The sequence below is a fragment of the Rhizobium sp. WW_1 genome, from assembly GCF_003610155.1.
Taxonomy (GTDB): Bacteria; Pseudomonadota; Alphaproteobacteria; order Rhizobiales; family Rhizobiaceae; genus Rhizobium; species Rhizobium tropici_A.
Window position 1 is genome coordinate 51,681 of sequence record NZ_RAIN01000011.1, and the last position, 18,654, is coordinate 70,334.

The 18,654-nt window shown below is 60.3% G+C and carries 14 protein-coding genes; 8 read left to right on the forward strand and 6 right to left on the reverse strand.

The annotated features are described in order from the left end of the window. Positions 1 to 46: 46 nt before the first annotated feature. From BJ928_RS26905 to BJ928_RS26920, 4 genes are all read right to left on the reverse strand, one after another. Positions 47 to 1,138, reverse strand: coding sequence for a porin (locus BJ928_RS26905; RefSeq protein WP_047633640.1), 1,092 nt, complete (start codon positions 1,136 to 1,138; stop codon positions 47 to 49). Positions 1,139 to 1,533: 395 nt separating this feature from the next. Next, positions 1,534 to 2,739, reverse strand: coding sequence for an adenylate/guanylate cyclase domain-containing protein (locus tag BJ928_RS26910; RefSeq protein WP_120296699.1), 1,206 nt, complete (start codon positions 2,737 to 2,739; stop codon positions 1,534 to 1,536). A gap of 28 nt (positions 2,740 to 2,767) precedes the next feature. Continuing rightward, positions 2,768 to 4,390, reverse strand: coding sequence for an MDR family MFS transporter (locus tag BJ928_RS26915; RefSeq protein ID WP_047633638.1), 1,623 nt, complete (start codon positions 4,388 to 4,390; stop codon positions 2,768 to 2,770). A gap of 77 nt (positions 4,391 to 4,467) precedes the next feature. Further along, positions 4,468 to 5,694, reverse strand: a complete 1,227-nt coding sequence (locus tag BJ928_RS26920) for an HlyD family secretion protein (protein ID WP_047633637.1) — start codon at positions 5,692 to 5,694, stop codon at positions 4,468 to 4,470. Between the two features lie 137 nt (positions 5,695 to 5,831). Between BJ928_RS26920 and BJ928_RS26925 the strand changes: the two genes are divergently transcribed. Next, complete coding sequence (locus tag BJ928_RS26925; protein ID WP_047633636.1) at positions 5,832 to 6,734, forward strand: LysR family transcriptional regulator; 903 nt, start codon at positions 5,832 to 5,834, stop codon at positions 6,732 to 6,734. Positions 6,735 to 6,824: 90 nt separating this feature from the next. Here BJ928_RS26925 and BJ928_RS26930 read toward each other — a convergent pair whose 3' ends face one another. After that, on the reverse strand, positions 6,825 to 7,907 hold the full coding sequence (locus tag BJ928_RS26930; RefSeq protein ID WP_047633635.1) for a LacI family DNA-binding transcriptional regulator: 1,083 nt from the start codon (positions 7,905 to 7,907) through the stop codon (positions 6,825 to 6,827). Positions 7,908 to 8,093: 186 nt separating this feature from the next. On the opposite strand from BJ928_RS26930, the gene BJ928_RS26935 reads away from it, so the two are divergent. From BJ928_RS26935 to BJ928_RS26945, 3 genes are all read left to right on the forward strand, one after another. Then, positions 8,094 to 8,921 carry an ABC transporter substrate-binding protein gene (locus BJ928_RS26935; RefSeq protein WP_047633633.1) on the forward strand — a complete coding sequence of 276 codons (828 nt, stop codon included), beginning with the start codon at positions 8,094 to 8,096 and terminating at the stop codon, positions 8,919 to 8,921. Between the two features lie 68 nt (positions 8,922 to 8,989). Then, positions 8,990 to 10,516 carry an amino acid ABC transporter permease/ATP-binding protein gene (locus BJ928_RS39750; RefSeq protein WP_047633632.1) on the forward strand — a complete coding sequence of 509 codons (1,527 nt, stop codon included), beginning with the start codon at positions 8,990 to 8,992 and terminating at the stop codon, positions 10,514 to 10,516. A 69-nt stretch (positions 10,517 to 10,585) separates the two neighbouring features. Continuing rightward, positions 10,586 to 11,713: an FAD-binding oxidoreductase gene (locus BJ928_RS26945; protein ID WP_047633630.1), complete on the forward strand. Its 1,128-nt coding sequence runs from the start codon at positions 10,586 to 10,588 to the stop codon at positions 11,711 to 11,713. 110 nt (positions 11,714 to 11,823) lie between these two features. On the opposite strand, the gene BJ928_RS26950 is transcribed toward BJ928_RS26945, so the two are convergent. Continuing rightward, positions 11,824 to 12,657: an IclR family transcriptional regulator gene (locus BJ928_RS26950; protein ID WP_052227804.1), complete on the reverse strand. Its 834-nt coding sequence runs from the start codon at positions 12,655 to 12,657 to the stop codon at positions 11,824 to 11,826. A gap of 130 nt (positions 12,658 to 12,787) precedes the next feature. Between BJ928_RS26950 and BJ928_RS26955 the strand changes: the two genes are divergently transcribed. The 4 genes from BJ928_RS26955 to BJ928_RS26970 all read left to right on the forward strand — a co-directional run bounded on the left by BJ928_RS26955 (position 12,788) and on the right by BJ928_RS26970 (position 18,650). Further along, positions 12,788 to 13,873, forward strand: a complete 1,086-nt coding sequence (locus BJ928_RS26955) for a succinylglutamate desuccinylase/aspartoacylase family protein (protein WP_052227803.1) — start codon at positions 12,788 to 12,790, stop codon at positions 13,871 to 13,873. Then, on the forward strand, positions 13,870 to 14,808 hold the full coding sequence (locus BJ928_RS26960; protein WP_047633628.1) for a threonine/serine dehydratase: 939 nt from the start codon (positions 13,870 to 13,872) through the stop codon (positions 14,806 to 14,808). Before BJ928_RS26955 ends, BJ928_RS26960 begins: the two co-directional genes overlap by 4 nt. Positions 14,809 to 14,953: 145 nt before the next feature. Continuing rightward, positions 14,954 to 15,973: a sugar ABC transporter substrate-binding protein gene (locus BJ928_RS26965; protein ID WP_047633627.1), complete on the forward strand. Its 1,020-nt coding sequence runs from the start codon at positions 14,954 to 14,956 to the stop codon at positions 15,971 to 15,973. Positions 15,974 to 16,079: 106 nt separating this feature from the next. After that, positions 16,080 to 18,650 (forward strand): ATP-binding cassette domain-containing protein, encoded by a 2,571-nt coding sequence (locus tag BJ928_RS26970; RefSeq protein ID WP_082011918.1) that lies wholly within the window; start codon positions 16,080 to 16,082, stop codon positions 18,648 to 18,650. Positions 18,651 to 18,654: the final 4 nt, after the last annotated feature.

The window sequence follows — 18,654 nt, forward strand, 5'->3', positions numbered from 1 at the left end:
TCAGGCTTCTCGCACCTGGTCCCAGGTAGACCAGGTAACTTGGCTATTAGAAGCTACGCTGGAAGCGCAGGATACCAGCCCACTGATCCTGGTTCACAGAATCGAAGTTGGTGTAGGATACTTCCGGCGTGATCTGCAGGTTTTTGACCGGGTTGAACCGGAGGTTCGTGGTCGCTGCGAAGATCTTCGAGTCGGTGTAGGCGAGCTGGAGGTTCCACTTCAGCTTTTCGTTGATCGGAACGCCAACGCCGCCCCAAACAGCCCAGTCACCCCAGCCGCACTTCGATGCATCGTTAACCGGGCAAGAAGAACGAGCCAGGTTGGTGCCGGCGTACTTGTTGAGGTTGTCGCCGTCCGTGTTCCAGCCACCCATCAAGAAGGCAGAGAATACGCCGAAGTCTGCATCAACACGAGCCTTGATGGCGCCTTCCGACTTGATCGAGTCGTAACCGCCAACGACCTTGAAGCCCCATGCGCCGGACTTGAAGCCAGCACCGGCAACAACGTCAGGAGCGTAGTGGTTGGCCTTGTCGTCCGATGCCCAGCTTGCGCCGTAGCCGGCGCCCGAACCGCTGGAATTGCTGTCTTCGAGCGAGACGACAGCCGTGAAGCCGTTGCCTGCGTCGTAGTTGTAGGTCAACTGGTTCAGTTCGTACGGGCCGTCATAGATCACGTCGTCGTTCATGACGTCGCCGGCGTAGCCCATGTAGTAGTTGAACTGCGAGTCGGCCTTACCGACGAGGAAACCGCCGAGGCTGATGTTGGCCCACAGCAGCTTGGTGCTGGTGGTGTTGCCTTCCTGCCAATCCCAACGGATGACCGTGTTGGTCTTCAGCGGGCCGTATTCGGTGTCAGTTGCCGTGTCGAGCGCCAGCTGAGCGCGGGTGTGCCAGAGAGTGCCGTTACGGCTGTTTGCATTGTAGGCATCGTACCACTTGCCTTCGGTACGGACCATGCCGCCGACCTTGAGGCAGGTTTCGGTGCCCGGAATGAAGAAGTAGCCTGCACCGTATGCGTCGCAGATGCGAACGTATTCCAGCGGCTCGGGCTCAGCAGCAACGATAGCGTCGGCTGCATGGGCGCCGGATACTGCTGCCAGCGCAGCAGCGGAGCCGAGAAGAAGGCTCTTGATGTTCATTTTTAACTCCTGGTTGTAACTAGTCGTACATATCCCGAGGAGCGAGTACAATAGGCTACCCTGGAAACGCTCTCTTGCAAACAGAAAGCAAAACCAGGCACTGCATCTGCAATAGACTGCCGGTATTATCCCCACCCCTATGGAACCTCGTTAGCTGGCGGCTGAAACAACAACCCCACCAGATCGCAAGCTAACCAGATCCTGACGACAGACCTATATACATTCAGGTTGTTTGTAAATCCGTTGCAGCAACATTCAGAAATGGAAAAAATAGCTGTTGATTTAATGCAACACATTTTTGGCGTGAGCGCATGAGAAAGAGGTGTTGCTCGACGCAATCGGCGTTGCGATTGAATATCCTCTGATGCGGCATCGCCGGCATCCAACGGATGCCTTCACTCGGCGATCGTAAGAAGCTCGATGGGCTCGGCAAAACCCTTCAACTGCCGCCGTCCGATCGAGATCGCATCCGGGATATCGGCCTGTTGCTGGAACGCCCCCGACATCAGCAGCGCTTCGCCGCCTTCGCTGCAGACATTTTGGATACGGCTGACGATATTCACGTCAGGACCGATCAAGGTGAAATCCAGGCGGTTGCCCGAGCCGACATTGCCGTAGCTCACCTCGCCGTAATGCAGCGCGATGCCAACCTTGATGCGGATTCCGTCGTAGTCGAAGCGCGCTATTGCATCGAGGATCGTCTTTGCCGCGGTCAACGCGGCGTTGCAGGCTCCGTTCGCATCGGCGCCGGGAAAGAATGCGAGAACCGCATCGCCCATGAATTTCAATATTTCGCCGCCTTCAAGGGTGATCGCCGGTACGACCTTATCGAAATAGGCGTTCAGCAGCCCCAGCACCGTGCCGCCGGGCACCCGATTCGAAAGTTCGGTGAAGCCGCGCAGGTCACAAAGGAGAAGTGCTGCCTCCATTGATTCGATTTCGCCGCGACGGATGTGCCCTGCCAGAATGCGGCTCGCCGTCATCGGCCCGATATAGGTGTCGAGAAGGCTGAGTTCGCATTGTCTGAGGACGCGCAACTCGCAAGTGTTACGCAACGCCGGCAGGATGCGCTCGATCAGATCCTGCTCGCCGGGCGCGAAGCCGCCTGCTCGCCGGGTGGCGAAGACAGCGCTGCTGATGGGCCCGTCGGCATTACAGAGCGGAGCCACGATCAACTGGACGAGCCCACGGCCGGAGAAGATGTCGATATGCTGCCATCGCCCATGCGGGCTCTCGCCCGGGCCGACGACGAGCGTCTCGCGCATCTCCTGTGCCTTTATGAGCGGCGTATTGGCCAGCGCGAGCCGCGAGCCGTGCTCCCGTTCGTGGATCTCGACCGGCTCGCCCGGTGCCCAGGCAAAGGTGCGGCCGACGAATTCAGGGTGGAGCGTCGCCAGGTGCAGCGTCAGCCGGTCGATGGGAAGGCCAAGCGCCTGGAGGCGCCGCCCGAGCCCACCGACGAGGCCCGCATCATCAAGAGCATGGCATTCGTCGCCCGTCAGCCATTCGATGAGGTTCAGGGTTGTCGCAGTGTTGACGCCGCTATGCGTCACTCTGGAGCTTACGGGTGCCGTCTTCGGCATATCGTGCAGCAAGGTCATGGCTATCTCCTCCTCCTTGCGACGCGGCTCAATGTGCCGCGCCGCCCGAGAGGTGACCGGGTTTCTTTAAAAGCAGGCTGGCGATCAGGGCGACGACCAGCGCGACGCCGAGCAGGTAGAAGGTGTCGCTGAAGGCCATGATATTGGCCTGCGTGCGCAGATCGGAAGCGATGGCGACAATGGCCTTGTGGGTGGCAAGCGCCTGATCGCTGACGCCATGGTTCATGAAGTAGTTGGTGAGGTTGGCGATGCGCGCACGCGTCGCCTCTTCGAACATGGAGACCGAATTGGTGAGAATGTTCGAGTGGAACTGCTCGCGTTTGGTGAGGAAGGTCTGAAGTGCCGCGATGCCGACCGCACCGCCGAGGTTGCGCATCATGTTGAACAGCGCCGAGGCGGAGCCGGCGTTTTCCTGTTCGATACCGGCAGTCGCGATTGCGGTCAGCGGCGTGAATGCGAGCGCCTGGCCGACGGCACGGACGATGTTCGGCCAGAAAAGCTGGTCGCTGGCGTAGTCGCCCGTCATGTAGACGTTCATGAAGTTCGAAGCCGCAAAGAGCGCAAAGCCGACGACGATCAGCAGACGGGCATCGAAGCGCTTCATCAGCCGCGGCACAAGCGGGATCAGGATCAACTGCGGAATGCCGGTCCAGGCGAGCACCATGCCGATCTGTTCGGAATTATAACCCTGAATGCGTGTCAGATAGATCGGCAGGATGAAGACCGAGCCGTAGAGCGCAATGCCGAGCAGGAAGTTGGCGACGATGCCAAAGCCGAAATTGCGGCGCATCAGCAAGCGCAGGTTGAGAAGCGGATGGGCGGCGCGAAGCTCGATGATAAGAAAGAGCGTCAGAGACACGGCAGCGATGACGGAAAGCCGGACGATAAAGGGTGAACCGAACCAGTCGTCCTTGTTGCCTTCCTCGAGCACGGTCTGCAGCGCGGCAAGGCCGATCGCCATGGTGATTATTCCGGGCCAGTCGCCCTTGGCCAGCAGTGAAAGATTCATCGGTGAGCGATCAAGCGAGGCCCAGAGCATGCCGACCATGAGAACGCCGGGCACGAGGTTGACGTAGAAAATATATTCCCAACCCCAGTTTTCGGTGAGATAGCCGCCGATGGTCGGGCCGATTGCCGGTGCGAAGGTCGCGGAAAGGGCAAAGAGCGCAAGGCCCATCGGCTGCTTGGGTTTCGGCAGCAGGGTGATGATGATCGTAAAGGCCATCGGGATCAGCACGCCGCCGGAGAAACCCTGTATGGCGCGCAGGATGATCATCTGCTGCAGGTTCGCTGCAAAGGCGCAAGCGACCGAGAAGACGAGGAAGAGGATCGCGTTGGTCAGCAGGTAGATGCGCACGGAAAAGACGCGGGCAAGCCAGGCGCTGAGCGGGATGACGACGATCTCGGCGATGAGATAGGAGGTCGAGATCCAGCCGCCGTCATCAGTGCCGGCGCCAATCGCGCCCTGAATGTCGGCAAGCGAAGCGTTGACGATCTGAATGTTCAGAACGGCCATGAAAGCCCCAAGCGTGGAACCGATCACGGCGGTCCACATGCGCAGTGGGGTCATTGCGGGCCGGGCGGCCGCTGCGTTTGCAGTGCTCGCGGGCGCGGCAGAGTTGTTGTTTGCGGCAATCTGAAGAGTGGCCACGGCGCTTCTCCTTCCGGCTTTTGCCAGAATAGTCTCATGACGGTATTGAGGTGATAATCGACGAAGATTAGGAAGGATCATCCAGCGTGGCTGGATAATCCCTGCGCAGCCACCGTCGAGGTTTGTGCGGCCTTCGTGTCGATTTCCGGCTCGACGGACATGCCGGAGCGCAAGAGGCCGGCGAGATTATCGTCGTCGATGACGATCTTCACCGGGATGCGCTGGACGATCTTGGTGAAGTTGCCGGTCGCGTTGTCGGGCGGTAACAGCGAGAATTCGAGCCCGCTTGCCGGCGAGAGGCTATCGACATGACCCTTTATTGTAACGTCCGGGAAGCTGTCGACCTTGATCTCGACCGGCTGGCCGGGGCGCACATAGGACAACTGCGTTTCCTTGAAATTTGCAACGACATAGACCGAATGGAGTGGCACGACAGCCATGAGCTGCGTGCCGGACGTGACATATTGTCCGACGCGGAGAGAGCGGGCGCCGACCGTTCCGTCGATGGCGGCAACGATATCGGTATAGGAAAGATTGAGTTCGGCCTGCTGGACGGCGGCGGCGGCGCGGTCGCGCTGGGCCACCGCCTGGTCACGTTGGGTCTGCAGCACCGGCACTTTGTTCTGCGCGGCAACGACTGCGGCCTGGTCGCGCTGGAGCGCGGCAACGGCTTGATCGCGGGCCGATTGCGTCTGTTCGGCCTGCGATTGGCTGCCGACGCCGTTGGTCGTCAGGCGAGCCGCACGGGCCGCGTCCGACACTGCCCAATTCAACGAGGCTTGCGAAGAGTCAGCCGTCGCCTTCGCCTGCGCGATCAGCGATTGTTGCAGCTGGATCTGTGCATCGATGTTGGAAATTGCGGCATCCGCAGCCTTGAGATCGGCTTTCACCTGGGAAAGTGCTGCCTGGAAATCGCGGTCGTCGATACGGGCGAGCACCTGGCCGGCCTTGACCTTGTCATTATCGTTGACCAGCACTTCCTTGATGTAGCCGGCGACTTTCGGCGCGATCGTGGTGTAATCGGCCTTCACATAGGCATCGTCGGTGGATTCGATGAAGCGTCCGACAGTCCAGTAATGGTAGCCGAAATCTGCACCGAAAGCGACGCCGGCGACCAGCGCCGCAATCAGCAGGCCGCGCTTGATGAGCTTTCCGCCTGCCTTGGGTGCGGCGGCGGTAACAGGCGCTTCGACAGCCGCACCCGGCACAGTCTCGGCACCTGGAGACTTCGCTATCTCGCCGACCGGAGCAGCGTCAGCTTGGCTTGCGTTTTTGAACGCTTCGTTACGGGGTAGTTCGACCATCGTCCGTTTCCTTCAATGCGCCACCCCTTTGCACGGGGCCTTTTTTGATGCGATGAAGATGCGTCCGAACGGTCCTTCTGATAATCTCCTCAAATTTGGAAGGATCATCAAGTCACAGTGGATAATCCGAGGACAATATGGATCGGTTGACCAGCCTCGCAGTCTTTGGCCGGGTGGTGGAATGTGGCGGATTTTCGGCTGCTGCCCGCCGGCTCAACATGTCCGTCACCATGGTGGGCAACCATGTGCAATCCCTGGAAGACCGGCTCGGTGTGCGGCTTCTGAACCGCACGACGCGCCGGGTCAGCCTGACGGAAACCGGTAAATATTATTATGAGCGCTCCTCGCAGATCCTTGCCGATCTTGAGGAGGCCGACCGGGCTGCTGGCGCGCTTAGCACGATGCCGCGCGGCACGCTGAAGATCTATACCAGCGGCGCCATCGTCCGCTTCCTGCTCCCCGTCATCGATGAGTTCATGACGCAATACCCCGCGATCTCGCTCGATTTCAACGTCGGCGAACGGTCGATCGACATGGTCGAGGAGGGGTATGACCTCATGATCCGAACCTTGCCGGCACCGGACTCGACACTCGTGGCGCGCAAGCTGGCGCCCTGGCGGCATATGCTCGTGTGCTCACCAGACTACCGCGACACGCATCCAATGCCCAAGGTGCCGGCCGATCTCGTGGAGCACAATTGCCTGCAATACACCTATTATCCGTATGGCGACGAATGGCGTTTCGAGGATGCCGACGGCAAGCAGGTTGGCGTCAAGATTTCGGGCAATGTCGTCTCGAACAGCGCCGAGACACTGCGCTTTCTGCTGGCAAGCGGCCAAGGCATCTTCCTTGCCCCCAGCTTCATCGTTTTCGAGGATGTCGCCGCGGGCCGCCTGGTGCGCGCCATGCCCGATTATCGGGCAGTGGAATTCACGATAAGTGCGATTTATCCGAATCGCAGCCATCTGCCGACTAAGGTGCGATTGTTCATCGACCTTTTGGCAGAGCGCTTCGTCGAACATCGCAAATGGATGACCTGAGTGGCCGATGCCTTTCGGGGCAGGTCACGCAGCTCAATCAAGGTTTCAAGATGTTCGAGGACTGTATAGAGAGTACGGCGACGCAAGGTATTATCGGCTGTTGCCGCGAGGTGGCGAGGTGACAGATCCGCGCTTGATCAGGCACGTTTTGATGGCAGTCCTCTCGGCCGGAAGATCCTTGCCGTTCAACCGCGATATCAGCCGCTCGGCCGCCTTTTTGCCCATCTCGTAGACCGGCTGGTCGATGACGGTGATCGGTGGCGTCGTGACCGTCGTCCAGTCGGCATCCAAGAACGATATCATCGAGATATCCCGCGGGACGGACAATCCCATTGCCTGCAAGCTCTTGAAGACCCGAAGCCCGACAAGGCTGTCAGAGGTGATGAGAGCGGTCGGCGGCGCGTCATCCTGCAGCAGGCTCTTTACGACGCCGTCCGTCCTCGGCTGGTCGGCTGCGCCAAGCCGCACGTAATATTGCGCCCTTTCGATGCCGGCATTCGCCTGCTCCTTCAATACGCCATCCACGCGTTCGCGCACCGCCGAATTGGTAATGCTGCGGCTGTCGCCAGGGAATTCGCTCTCGGTATCCATGGCGGATACATAGGCGATGCGGCGATGCCCCATCTCGAGAAGGTGGCGGGTGGCGATCATCGCGGCGTCGAAATCATCGCCCGTGACGGCATCGACGCCGAGCTCGGGGATGCTTCGGTCGAAGAGAACGAGCGGTACGCCGACGCGGCGTATGTCCTGAAGATGCTGCGTCCGGTCGCAGCGCGCGGGTGTTACGATCAATCCATCGACGCGCTTGCCGATCAGCAGGTCGACTGCCGATTTTTCCGCATCGAGCTCTTCGCCGGAATTGGCGATGATGACGTTGAAGCCGGCCATGCGCGCGACGTCGCTGATGCCCCTGACGGCGAGGCTGAAGAAGGCGTTCTCGATATCGCCGACGACAACCCCGATAATGCCGGATTTGCCTGTCGTCATGCTACGCGCCAGTTCGTTCGGCCGATATTCGAGTGCTGCTGCAGCAGCAAGCACCTGCTCGCGAACCTTGTCACTGACGACGCCATAACCGCCGAGCACGCGCGCGGCAGTGGCCTTCGAGACATTCGCTGCCCTGGCAACATCGGCGACGGTGACGGAGCGTTTCGAGGTGAGGGGTTCTTCCATTCGATGACGACTACAAGAGTTGTTGACGGACGGTCAATCTCAAGTTAACAAATATCAATTGAGACCGGTCTCTTTATATATGATACCGGTCTCTTGTCCAGATAATCTCTTGCCGATCTATGGGAGGAGAAGCAGACGCGCATGCATGAATGCCGATAAGAGCATCCTTCAGAGCGGAGAACGAACATGAAAATATCCCGCATAATCTCGGCCATGGCCGCGCCCCTGCGCGCCGGCGTGCTGGCCTATCTCGTAGCAGCAAGCGTCGGCCCCGCCGCCGCCGCCGACAATCCCTACAATCTCATCGATCCGGGCGTCATCAGCGTTGGCACGATGGGAGATTCCAAACCCTACACCTTCACGACGGCCGATGGTCAGTTCACCGGCTTCGACATCGAACTCTTCCTCAACGTCGCCTCCCGCATGGGTTTTCCCAAGGACAAGGTGACATTTACCGGCCAGGAATTTTCGGCTCTTCTGCCGTCGGTCGCCAATCAGCGTTTCGATGTCGCCGTTGCGGCCATCGGAACGACCGAGGGGCGCAAGAAGACGGTCGATTTCTCGGATGGTTATCTCGCCGGCTATCTCTCGGTTCTGACGTCCGATGCCTCGATCAAGGATGCAAGCGGCCTCAAGGGCAAGCGCCTCGGCGTCGTGCAGGGCACGCTGCAGGAGGTCTATGCCACCAAGAACTTTACCGGCACCGATCTCGTCAAATTTCCGGACAATAATTCGGCCGTCGCCGCGCTGAACAACGGCACCATCGACGCGCATTTCCTCGATTATGAAGCCGCCAAGCAGTATGGCGAGCGCTATCCGGCTCTGAAGATCGCGGTGAACATTCCATCCTTCGACGCACCCGCGGGATTCGTCGTTCATAAGGGTAACGACGCCTTCCGCTTGGCGCTGAACAAGGCGCTGCATGAAGCGATGCAGGATGGCACCTGGAAGACGCTCTATGAGAAGTGGTTCCCTGGTTCGCCAATGCCCGATCAATATCTTCCCAAGAAGTAAGGCCGCGCCGCCGTCCGGCTCGCCGGGCGGCGGCATTGGCTTGCCTTTAGAGTTTCATGGGGAATTGAATGGATTGGCTTGAAAACCTCCGCCGCAGCTTCCTTGACTGGGATGCCATGGCCGAAGTCCTGCCGAGCATGATCACGGTCGGACTGAAGAACACACTGATCCTGGCGGCAGCCTCCACCGTGCTCGGCGTGATCATCGGCATGGTGCTGGCGGTGATGGGCATCTCGCAGTCGCGTTGGCTGCGCCTGCCGGCGCGCATCTATACCGATATCTTCCGCGGCTTGCCGGCGATCGTGACGATCCTCATCATTGGCCAAGGCTTTGCCCGCATCGGCCGCGAACTCTTCGGCCCGTCACCCTTTCCGCTTGGGATCATCGCGCTCAGCCTGATTGCAGGCGCCTATATCGGTGAGATCTTCCGATCCGGCATTCAAAGTGTCGAGCGCGGCCAGATGGAGGCTTGCCGCGCGCTCAGCATGAGCTACGGGCAGGGGATGCGGCTGATCGTCATCCCGCAGGGGGTGCGGCGGGTCCTGCCGGCGCTCGTCAATCAGTTCATCGGAAACGTCAAGGATTCGAGCCTGGTCTATTTTCTCGGGCTGCTCGTCTCGGAGCGGGAGATCTTTCGCGTTGGCCAGGATCAGGCTGTCGTCACCGGCAATCTCTCGCCCCTCTTGCTCGCCGGCGTCTTCTATCTGGTCATCACCGTGCCGCTGACGCATCTCGTCAACTACATCGATGCCCGCCTGCGCCTTGGACGTCAGGGTCGCAGTTCCGGTGCGACGAGCGGCCTTGTCGAGGTCGGTGAGTTGGAAGCGGCGTCGGGCACGCAAGCGCGGCGCGATATTGTTGCCCGCTTCAAGGGCGGCGCCCTCAGCATCCGCGATCTCAGCATGGCCTATGGCGATCTTGAGGTGCTGAAAGGCATCGATCTCAATATTGCTCGTGGCACCGTGACCTGCATCATCGGCCCGTCCGGCTCGGGCAAGTCGACATTGCTCAGATGCCTCAACCGGTTGGTCGAACCGAAGCGTGGCGACATCCAGCTCGATGGCGAGAGCATTCTGTCCATGAAACCGGAAAGCCTGCGTCGCCGTGTCGGCATGGTGTTCCAGCATTTCAATCTCTTTCCGGATCACACCGCGCTTGAAAACGTCATGCTGTCGCTGACGAAGATCAAGAAGATGCCGAAAGCCGAAGCGCGGCGGATTGCCGAGACCCGCCTTGCGGAGGTGGGTCTTGCCGGGCGAAGGGATCACCGCCCGGCCGGCCTTTCCGGTGGACAGCAGCAGCGCGTCGCCATCGCCCGCGCGCTCGCCATGGATCCGGAAGTCGTCCTCTTTGACGAAGTCACGAGCGCGCTCGATCCGGAATTGGTGAAGGGCGTGCTCGATCTGATGGCCAATCTCGGGCGCCAGGGCATGACCATGGCGGTCGTTACCCACGAAATGGGATTTGCCCGCAAGGTCGCCGATCAGGTGATCTTCATGGACGAGGGCCGCATCGTCGAAGCAGGCCCCCCGCAACAGATCTTCGACAATCCACAAAGCGAACGACTGAAGCGCTTCCTCGCCGAGGTTCTCTGACAGACAGGGCCGGCGGCATCTCCGGCGGCTCGTTGATCGCAACATCCACTACTGACAAGGTTTTCCAACATGCATGCTTCCACTCGTCCCTCGAAAGTCGTTGTCGTCGGCGGCGGTATCTTCGGGGTTTCCACCGCCGTTCATCTGGTGCGGCTTGGGGTTCAGACAACGGTGATCAATGATGGTCCTCTCGCCAACGGCGCATCGAGCCGCTCGCTTGCCTGGCTCAATTCGGCGAGACGTCGCTCGGACGCCTATCATCGTCTGCGTCTGGCTGGCCTCGACCGCTATCGCACTCTATCAGCCAGATATCCCGATGCCGCCTGGCTGCGCTTCGACGGCGGCCTGACCTGGGATGCCGACGATGCCAGCAACGACATTGCTGCGGTCTTCGATTACGAGCGGGACCTTGGCTATCATGCCCAATTGTTGACGCCGGATCGGATTGCGAACGTGACGCCGGGCATCGATCCCCATTCCGTGACGCGGCAGGGCGCTATCTTCAATCCGGGAGAAGGTTGGGTCGATCTGCCATCCTTGATCGGTATTCTTGCCGAAGAGTTCCAGGCGCTGGGTGGTGAGATCGTCACCGATGCCGGCCGGGCGACGGTCAATGTGGAGGAAGGCCGCATGAGGGGCGTCACGACCGCCAATGGCGCCCATTGGCCGGCGGATGCCGTGTTGCTGGCCGCCGGGGGTGATGTGCCGGCAATCGTTGCCAAGGCCGGTCAACATATCGGCGATGATACCCCAATCGCGCTTCTGGTCCGCACGAAGCCGATCCATCATCCGCTAAAGGCTGTACTGAACACGCCACGCGTCGCCATCCGGCCGACCCCCGACGGGGCCTTTGCCCTGGATTCGGCATGGTCGGAAGAAGAGGTGATCGTGAACGCCGATGGCAGCTACGAGATCAAGACCTCAACCCTTACCGGCTTGCTACGGGAAGCCTCAAAGGTACTGGAAGGAAACCCGCAGCTCGAAATTGGCGATTACGGTGTCGGTCCCAAGCCCATTCCCGGTGATGGTGAGCCGGTCTTCGGCGAATTGCAGGCGATCCCCGGCTATTTCGTTGCGTTCAGCCACAGCGGGGCAACTCTGGGCCTGATCGCCGGCGAGCTGCTTGCCGACGAGATTGCCACTGGCAAGCGCCATCCGCTACTTACCGCCTTCCGGCCCGAACGCTTCGCCAGGTAGTTTGCTTCGAGGCTTGCCATTCGACTGCTATCACAGCGTTTGATTGGATCGCTTTCCACGGAAATGACCGGCCCACGCAGCCCTGGTGGCAGGTGGCATGTTCATCCGCATCATGATTTCAGCTGGTCTTGCATCGCTCCATAGTCATGCTCGACCGGCGATCTCACACGATTGGACAGCTTGGCCGATATTCGACCGCAAGCGGACCGCAATATCTCTGCCGTATGTTCGTGACGGCTTTCACGAGTGTGACGGTTGATATAGGCGATGATGACAGCGGCAACGGCATTGCCATCAGCGCCGAGCACCGGGCAGCAAATATCGGTGATACCGACAAAGTCTCGGCTCGGCCGAAGCTCGTACCCCTTCGATCTGATTTCAGCCAGATGCGCGGCGATCGTCTCGCGATCGCTTGCCACTCCGCTGTGGATGTCGCAGGCATCGATGATCCGGCTTGCGGCCTCCGGCGATTGAAAGGCCATGATGACCTGGCCCGACGTGGCATCCGCTGCGATGCGCCCATAGCCCAGCCGAAGGGTGAATGACATATCTTCCCCTCCCGGAACTGCCGCGGTTACCACGGTCAGACCATGGTTGATGACCACCAGATGGGCGGATTGCTGACTGTCGTTTGCAATCTTCGTGAGTTCGGGCATGGCGGCGCTCATCAGGTCTTGGGCATTCGGCGTGTGGAGCCCCAGCTTGAACAGCCGATCCGTCAGGGAATATGCGTCTGTCTCGGGATCGCGATCAATGTATCCCCGTTCCTGGAGCGCGACGAGCATCCGGAAGATCTCGCTCTTGGAGCGACCCAGACCGTCGGCGATCTCCTTCATTGTCAAGGCATGACGGGCTTCGGCAAGCAGCTCCATCACCTCGAGGCCCTTTGTCAAGGCGGGCGCTGCATAGGCGGGTTTGCCGCCATCGTTTTCGGTGTTGCTCATAAAGCGATTCCTTCCTTGGCGGCGACCATAATGAACTTGGATCTGCATTGCCATTTGTTTCATATAGAAACTTGACATCATATATGAAACTGTCATGCTGACATTAGAGACGAGCAATGAGTGAGTGGAAATGAACAAGCAGGCAGTCGCGACCGACCACGATAAGAAGCGCAACGCAATTTCTCCGCGGCGCAACAGCGTCTTCACCGCTATCGATTTCGATCGCGACGGAAAGCAGATCGGATATTTTCATGTGCCGCAGTCCCCTCATGATGACGCATGGGGAACGGTCCAGGTGCCGCTCGCCGTGGTCAAGAATGGTGCCGGTCCGACGATCCTGATCGAGGCCGGAAATCATGGCGACGAATATGAGGGGCCGATTGCCCTTGGCGAACTTCTGCGCGAGATCGACCCGAAGGATATCAATGGCCGTATCATCGCCATCCCCGCCATCAACGTGCGCGCCGTTGAAGCCGGCACTCGCACCTCTCCCGTCGACGGCCTGAATTTCAATCGCACCTTTCCGGGCGATTTCAATGGCACGCTGACCAGCCAAATTTCCGCCTATGTGCATGACTGCCTGTTCCCGATTGCCGATTACTTCCTCGATCTGCATTCCGGCGGTTCGTCGCTGATGATCCTCCCAAGCGCCATCATCGAACCGTCCCCAACGCCCGAAGGACATCGTCTGAACATCAAGGCAACCTTGGCTTTCGGTGCCCCGACCGTGGTCATGGTCGACAACCTCGGCGAGACCCGCACATCGACGGCTGCCGCCAATCTGCAGGGGTTGATCGTGATCGGTAGCGAGATGGCGGGCGGTGGTCTGGTCAGTCCGGATGCGCTGGATATCTGCCGTCGTGGCATCCGCAACGTGCTCAAGCATGCGGGAATCCTGAAGGGCGAGATCGACAGGCCGGCCGACGCCAATAGGCGGGTTTTGAAGGTTCCGGGCAGCGAGGGTTATATCATTTCCGACGAGGACGGTGTGTTCGAGCCCATCAGCCTGCTCGGCGCCGTCGTGGCGAAGGGGGAGATAGCCGGCCGGATTCATTTTTTGCGCACGCCGCAACGCGAACCGGTGACGCTCTATCACCCGATCGACGGCATCGTTTTTGCCAAGCGTCAGCCCGGACGGGTGAGACCCGGCAATTGTTGCTTCGTGCTCGCCAACGAATACCCGGAAGCGCTCGCAAGCGAGGAGCCGATCCGATGAGTGTGGAAGACATCAGGACGGCCGCCGCGCGCGTGAAGCCCTTCATCCGTAGGACGCCGGTGCTGAAGCTCGAGCATTGCATCGGAGCGGAGCTGCCCGCGGATTTTCATCTCAAGCTCGAATGCCTGCAGGTCAGCGGCTCCTTCAAGATCCGCGGCGCCGTCAATCGTGTGAAATCGCTGACTCCGGCGCAACTGGCAAACGGTCTCGTTGCCGCTTCAGGCGGCAATCACGGACTTGCAAGCGCCTATATGGCGCGCCAGTCCGGTGTACCGGCCACCATCTTCCTGCCGGCCAATGCCAGCCCGCTAAAGGAGCAGAAGCTCAAGAAGCTGGGCGCCGAGGTGCGCTACGCCGGATCGGTCTGGGACGAGGCGCATAACGCTGCCCTTTCCTTCGCAAGGGAGCATGGCGCCTTCTACATGCATCCCTTCGCCGACGAGGCGATCGTTGCGGGGCAGGGCACCGTTGCCATCGAGATGCTGGAGCAGATCCCCGACGTCGATCTCTACATCGTGGCAATCGGCGGCGGCGGCCTGATTACGGGAATGTCCGAGATCATCAAGGCGGTCAATCCTGAGGCGCGGATCATTGGCGTGGAGCCGGCGGGCTCGCCGACGCTGCATGCGTCCTTTGCGGCAGGCGCGGTCGTCAGGCTGCCGGAGGTGACGACACGTGTCGCGACCATGGCATGCGGGCGCACCGACGAGAGCATCTACGAGAGTGCGCGGCGTCACGTCGACGACATCGTCCTGATCGAGGACGACGACATGCAGCGGGCGGCTGAGCTTCTGTGGTTCGAATTCGGCATTGCTGCGGATTTGAGCGGTGCAGCCTCGCTTGCCGCGCTGATGGCGGGAGCCATCAAGCCAAAGTCTGGGGAGAGAGTTGCGGGCCTTGTCTGCGGTGCGGGCACTGACGGCTTGTCGAACTGATCGAAAACTGTGCCGCCGCTTCCAAGCGGCGGGCAATTACCGATATCGCCGACCATTACGGCGGGATGTCGGTCAAGAGTGAGAAGAGGCGGAAAACGCCCAAATGCCACCCATCAAAAACTGCTGATGGCAGAGGAGAACAAAAATGCGTATTATTTTGAAGGTATCCATCGCCCTTATTGCACTTGCGCTTGCCACACCGTCGCTGGCGGCCGAAAAGGTCCTCGGCGTTGCCGCGATCGATCTACAAAACTCGTTTTACGTCCGCATGAAGGAGGCCGGCGACGTTGCCGCGAAGGACTACGGCGTCAAATCCACCTGGCAGAGCGCCGAAGGCAGCCTGGAAAAGCAGGTCGGCATCATCGAGAATTTCGTCAACCAGCACGTCAGCGCCATCCTGATCGACCCGATCGATAAGAATGCCGTCATCCCTGCGATCAAGAAGGCCGAAGCGGCCGGCATTCCGGTCATCACCATGGGCAACAAGGTCGAGGCGGGTGAAAACTATTCGACGCTTTATCCGGACTACGACAATATGGCCATGGTCGCCCGCGCTATCGGCAAGTCCCTGGATGGCAAAGGCGAAATCGCTCTGCTTGTCGGCTCCCGCGGCAATTTCGTGTCCGACACCCGCGAAAAGGGCTTTGTCGATACGATAAAGAAGGAGTTTCCGGACATCAAGATCGTTGGCGTCGAGCCGACCGGCTGGGATGCAGCCAAGGCAACCAATGCCGCCCAGACCTGGCTGACGACCTATCCTGATCTGAAGGCCGTTGCCTGCATCTCCGACAGCCTCTGCCTGGCGGCCGATTCCGTTGCAAGCAGCATGGGCTCGAACCTCATCTATGGCGGCTATGACGGTGACGCCGAGATGAAGGAGCTGATCGACAGCGGCAAGATGGTGGTTGACGTGCTCACCGGCGCCTATCGTGTCGGCTATTGGAATGTCGCGGTGGCTGCACGTCTTGCCAATGGCGAGAAACTGCCGAAAGATCTCTACATGCCGACCTACTTCGTGAGCTCCGACGCAACGGCAGAGAAACTGAAGGCGGCCGGCCTGACCTTCGACCACATCAATACGGACAAGGAAGCCGTCGAGGCCAAGAACTATACCGAACAGCTCGGCCCGAAGGTTTCCGCTTCGCAAATGACGGTCGGCAAATAACCGGCTCCCGGCCGGTGGCGGCTCGTCCTGCCGCCGGCCTCATTTGCAGCACGCCCCGCAATCCTGTTGCTGCGTGTCAGGAACCCATTGTTCGAGAGAGGGCACGATGTCCCAGTCCCCGATCACATCCTTCTTCCGCCGTAACGAACCGGTGTTGATTGTCGTTCTGGCGATCGCCATCGCCGTGTTCGGCTGGATCGATCCCCGCTTCCTGACGGCAGGCAATTTCGTCAGTATCACGCAGCAAAGTGCGGTCATAGCCTTGGCGGCATTCGCCATGACGGCGGTCATCATCGCCCGCGGCATAGACATTTCGATCGGCAGCGCACTCGCCTTTGCCGGCGTGGCTGCCGGCCTCGTGTTTTCGGCGACGGGCTCGGCAACTGCGACATTACTTGCCGCCATCGCCAGCGGGGCTGCGATCGGCCTGCTCAATGGCTTGCTAATCGGCTTCGGCGGCATCTCGCCCTTCATTGCGACGCTTGCCACCATGGCATTTGCGCGCGGATTGTCGCTCAGCCTTTCGCATGCCTCCAGCCTCGAAATCACCGATCCGATCATCCTCTATGCCGGCCGCGCCACCTTTGGTCTGATCCCGGTATCGGTCATTATCGCAGCGATCGTGCTTTGCCTGTGGTGGTTCGTGCTGCGGCGAACGGTCTACGGACGCTGGATCTACGCGATCGGCGGCAACGCCGAAGCCGCGCGCGTCTCCATGGTGCCGGTGAACCTGGTTCGCATCTCCGTCTACCTCATCTCCGGCGCAACGGCAGGATTGGGCGCGATCCTGACCGTCGGCCGTCTCGGCTCGGCCCAGCCATTGGCCGGGACGGGTCTCGAGTTCACCGCCATCACCGCCGCTATCATCGGCGGAACAAAGCTGTCGGGTGGTCAAGGCTCGATCTGGGGAACGGCCGTTGGCGCGCTGCTGCTCGGCGTCATCAATACCGGGCTGTCCTTTCTGCAGGTTCCGCAGATCATCATCTACTATGTCACCGGTGCGCTCATCCTCGTTGCCGTTCTCTCCAGCCAGCCAGAAGCGATTAGGGGCCTCGTTCGTTCGGCACGCCGTCGAACGATATCGGTCGCCCCGGCGACAAGCGCGGTGGCGGCAGACGATGCGGCGCATTCGATCTCGCTGGTCGGGATCGGCAAGATCTTCCCGGGCGTCAAGGCGCTCGACGGTGTGTCCTTCACGGTTTCATCCGGTGAAGTCGTGGCGCTTGCCGGTGAAAACGGTGCGGGCAAATCCACGTTGGTAAAATGCATCTCCGGCGTCTACCGGCCCGACGAAGGCCAGCTGGTCATAGACGGCATGCCGGTGAGCTTCAGTTCCCCCAATGATGCAAAGGGCATCAGCGTCATCCATCAGCACTTCAGCCTTTCCCCCGATCTTACCGTCGCTGAAAACATGTTCGTCGGGCGTGAGCCACGCAATGCATTCGGCCTGCTCGACCGTCGCAGAATGCGCCGCGAAGCCAAGGCGATCCTCGAAGAACTTTCGCTCGACATCGATGTCGACATCGAGTTGCGCGCGCTGTCGGTCGGTCGCCGGCAAATGGTCGAGATCGCCCGTGCCGTGTTGTCCGATGCATGGTTCATGGTCATGGACGAACCGACGAGCGCACTCTCCAACCGTGAGCGCGACCAACTCTATTCGCTGATCGCCAGGCTGCGCGCCCGTGGCGCCGGAATTCTCTACATCTCGCACAAGATGGAGGAGATCTTCACCCAATGCGATCGCGTCGTCGTCCTGCGCGACGGCAAGTTCATCGGCGAGCGCAAGACGGTAGAAACCACGGAGGTGGAGATCGTCTCCATGATGGTCGGTCGCGAGGTCGATGACATCTTCCCGCATCTCGCAGCCGAGATCGGAGCAACGGCAATCGAAGTGAAGGATGTTTCAAACGGCAGGCTGCTGACATCCGCTTCGCTTTCCGTGCGCTGTGGCGAGATCGTCGCGCTTGCCGGACTGATGGGCAGCGGTCGGTCCGAAGTGCTTCGCCTGATCGCCGGCCTGGAGACACTGCATGCCGGCAGTATCGACGTCTTCGGGGAACGGCAGGCCGGCGGCAGCATCAAGGCCGCGAACAGGGCCGGCATCGTCTATGTTCCCGAAGACCGGCACCTGGAGGGCTTCGTCGGGCCTATGTCGATCCGTGACAACCTCTCGCTCGCCTGGATCAGGGGCAACAGCCGCTTTGGCATTCTGCCGATGCGCAAGATCGGTGCCCTGGCGCGCGAGCTCATCGCCTCGCTCGGCGTTCGGCCAGCGCAGCCGGGCAAGATGACGCTCGAGCTTTCCGGCGGCAACCAGCAGAAGGTCGTCATCGGCAAATGGCTCGCCACCAGACCACGGATCATCCTGCTCGACGAGCCGACACGGGGTGTCGACGTTGGCGCAAAGTCCGATCTGCATCACCTGATTGCAGGGCTGAAGCAAAAGGGTGCGGCGATCCTGATGGTATCGAGCGAATTGCCGGAAGTGCTGGGGGTCGCGGACCGGATCGTCGTCATGCGCGAGGGTCGTTCCGTTGGCGAACTGCCGCGCGGCGCAACCGAGGAAGAGGTCATGGCTCTGGCTTTCGGCGAGGCGTCGCGAACGGCAAGCATATCACCGGCACGCACACTTTCTGCTACGGCGGCAAATGTCCCTCTTGGAGCAAATGCGCGATGAACCT

What these genes read in the sequence shown, in the direction of transcription:
- BJ928_RS26905 (WP_047633640.1), bottom strand. Translation starts at nt 1,138, where the DNA reads ATGAACATCAAGAGCCTTCTTCTCGGCTCCGCTGCTGCGCTGGCAGCA.
- BJ928_RS26910 (WP_120296699.1), bottom strand. Translation starts at nt 2,739, where the DNA reads ATGACCTTGCTGCACGATATGCCGAAGACGGCACCCGTAAGCTCCAGA.
- BJ928_RS26920 (WP_047633637.1), bottom strand. Translation starts at nt 5,694, where the DNA reads ATGGTCGAACTACCCCGTAACGAAGCGTTCAAAAACGCAAGCCAAGCT.
- BJ928_RS26925 (WP_047633636.1), top strand. Translation starts at nt 5,832, where the DNA reads ATGGATCGGTTGACCAGCCTCGCAGTCTTTGGCCGGGTGGTGGAATGT.
- BJ928_RS26930 (WP_047633635.1), bottom strand. Translation starts at nt 7,907, where the DNA reads ATGGAAGAACCCCTCACCTCGAAACGCTCCGTCACCGTCGCCGATGTT.
- BJ928_RS26935 (WP_047633633.1), top strand. Translation starts at nt 8,094, where the DNA reads ATGAAAATATCCCGCATAATCTCGGCCATGGCCGCGCCCCTGCGCGCC.
- BJ928_RS39750 (WP_047633632.1), top strand. Translation starts at nt 8,990, where the DNA reads ATGGATTGGCTTGAAAACCTCCGCCGCAGCTTCCTTGACTGGGATGCC.
- BJ928_RS26945 (WP_047633630.1), top strand. Translation starts at nt 10,586, where the DNA reads ATGCATGCTTCCACTCGTCCCTCGAAAGTCGTTGTCGTCGGCGGCGGT.
- BJ928_RS26950 (WP_052227804.1), bottom strand. Translation starts at nt 12,657, where the DNA reads ATGAGCAACACCGAAAACGATGGCGGCAAACCCGCCTATGCAGCGCCC.
- BJ928_RS26955 (WP_052227803.1), top strand. Translation starts at nt 12,788, where the DNA reads ATGAACAAGCAGGCAGTCGCGACCGACCACGATAAGAAGCGCAACGCA.
- BJ928_RS26960 (WP_047633628.1), top strand. Translation starts at nt 13,870, where the DNA reads ATGAGTGTGGAAGACATCAGGACGGCCGCCGCGCGCGTGAAGCCCTTC.
- BJ928_RS26965 (WP_047633627.1), top strand. Translation starts at nt 14,954, where the DNA reads ATGCGTATTATTTTGAAGGTATCCATCGCCCTTATTGCACTTGCGCTT.
- BJ928_RS26970 (WP_082011918.1), top strand. Translation starts at nt 16,080, where the DNA reads ATGTCCCAGTCCCCGATCACATCCTTCTTCCGCCGTAACGAACCGGTG.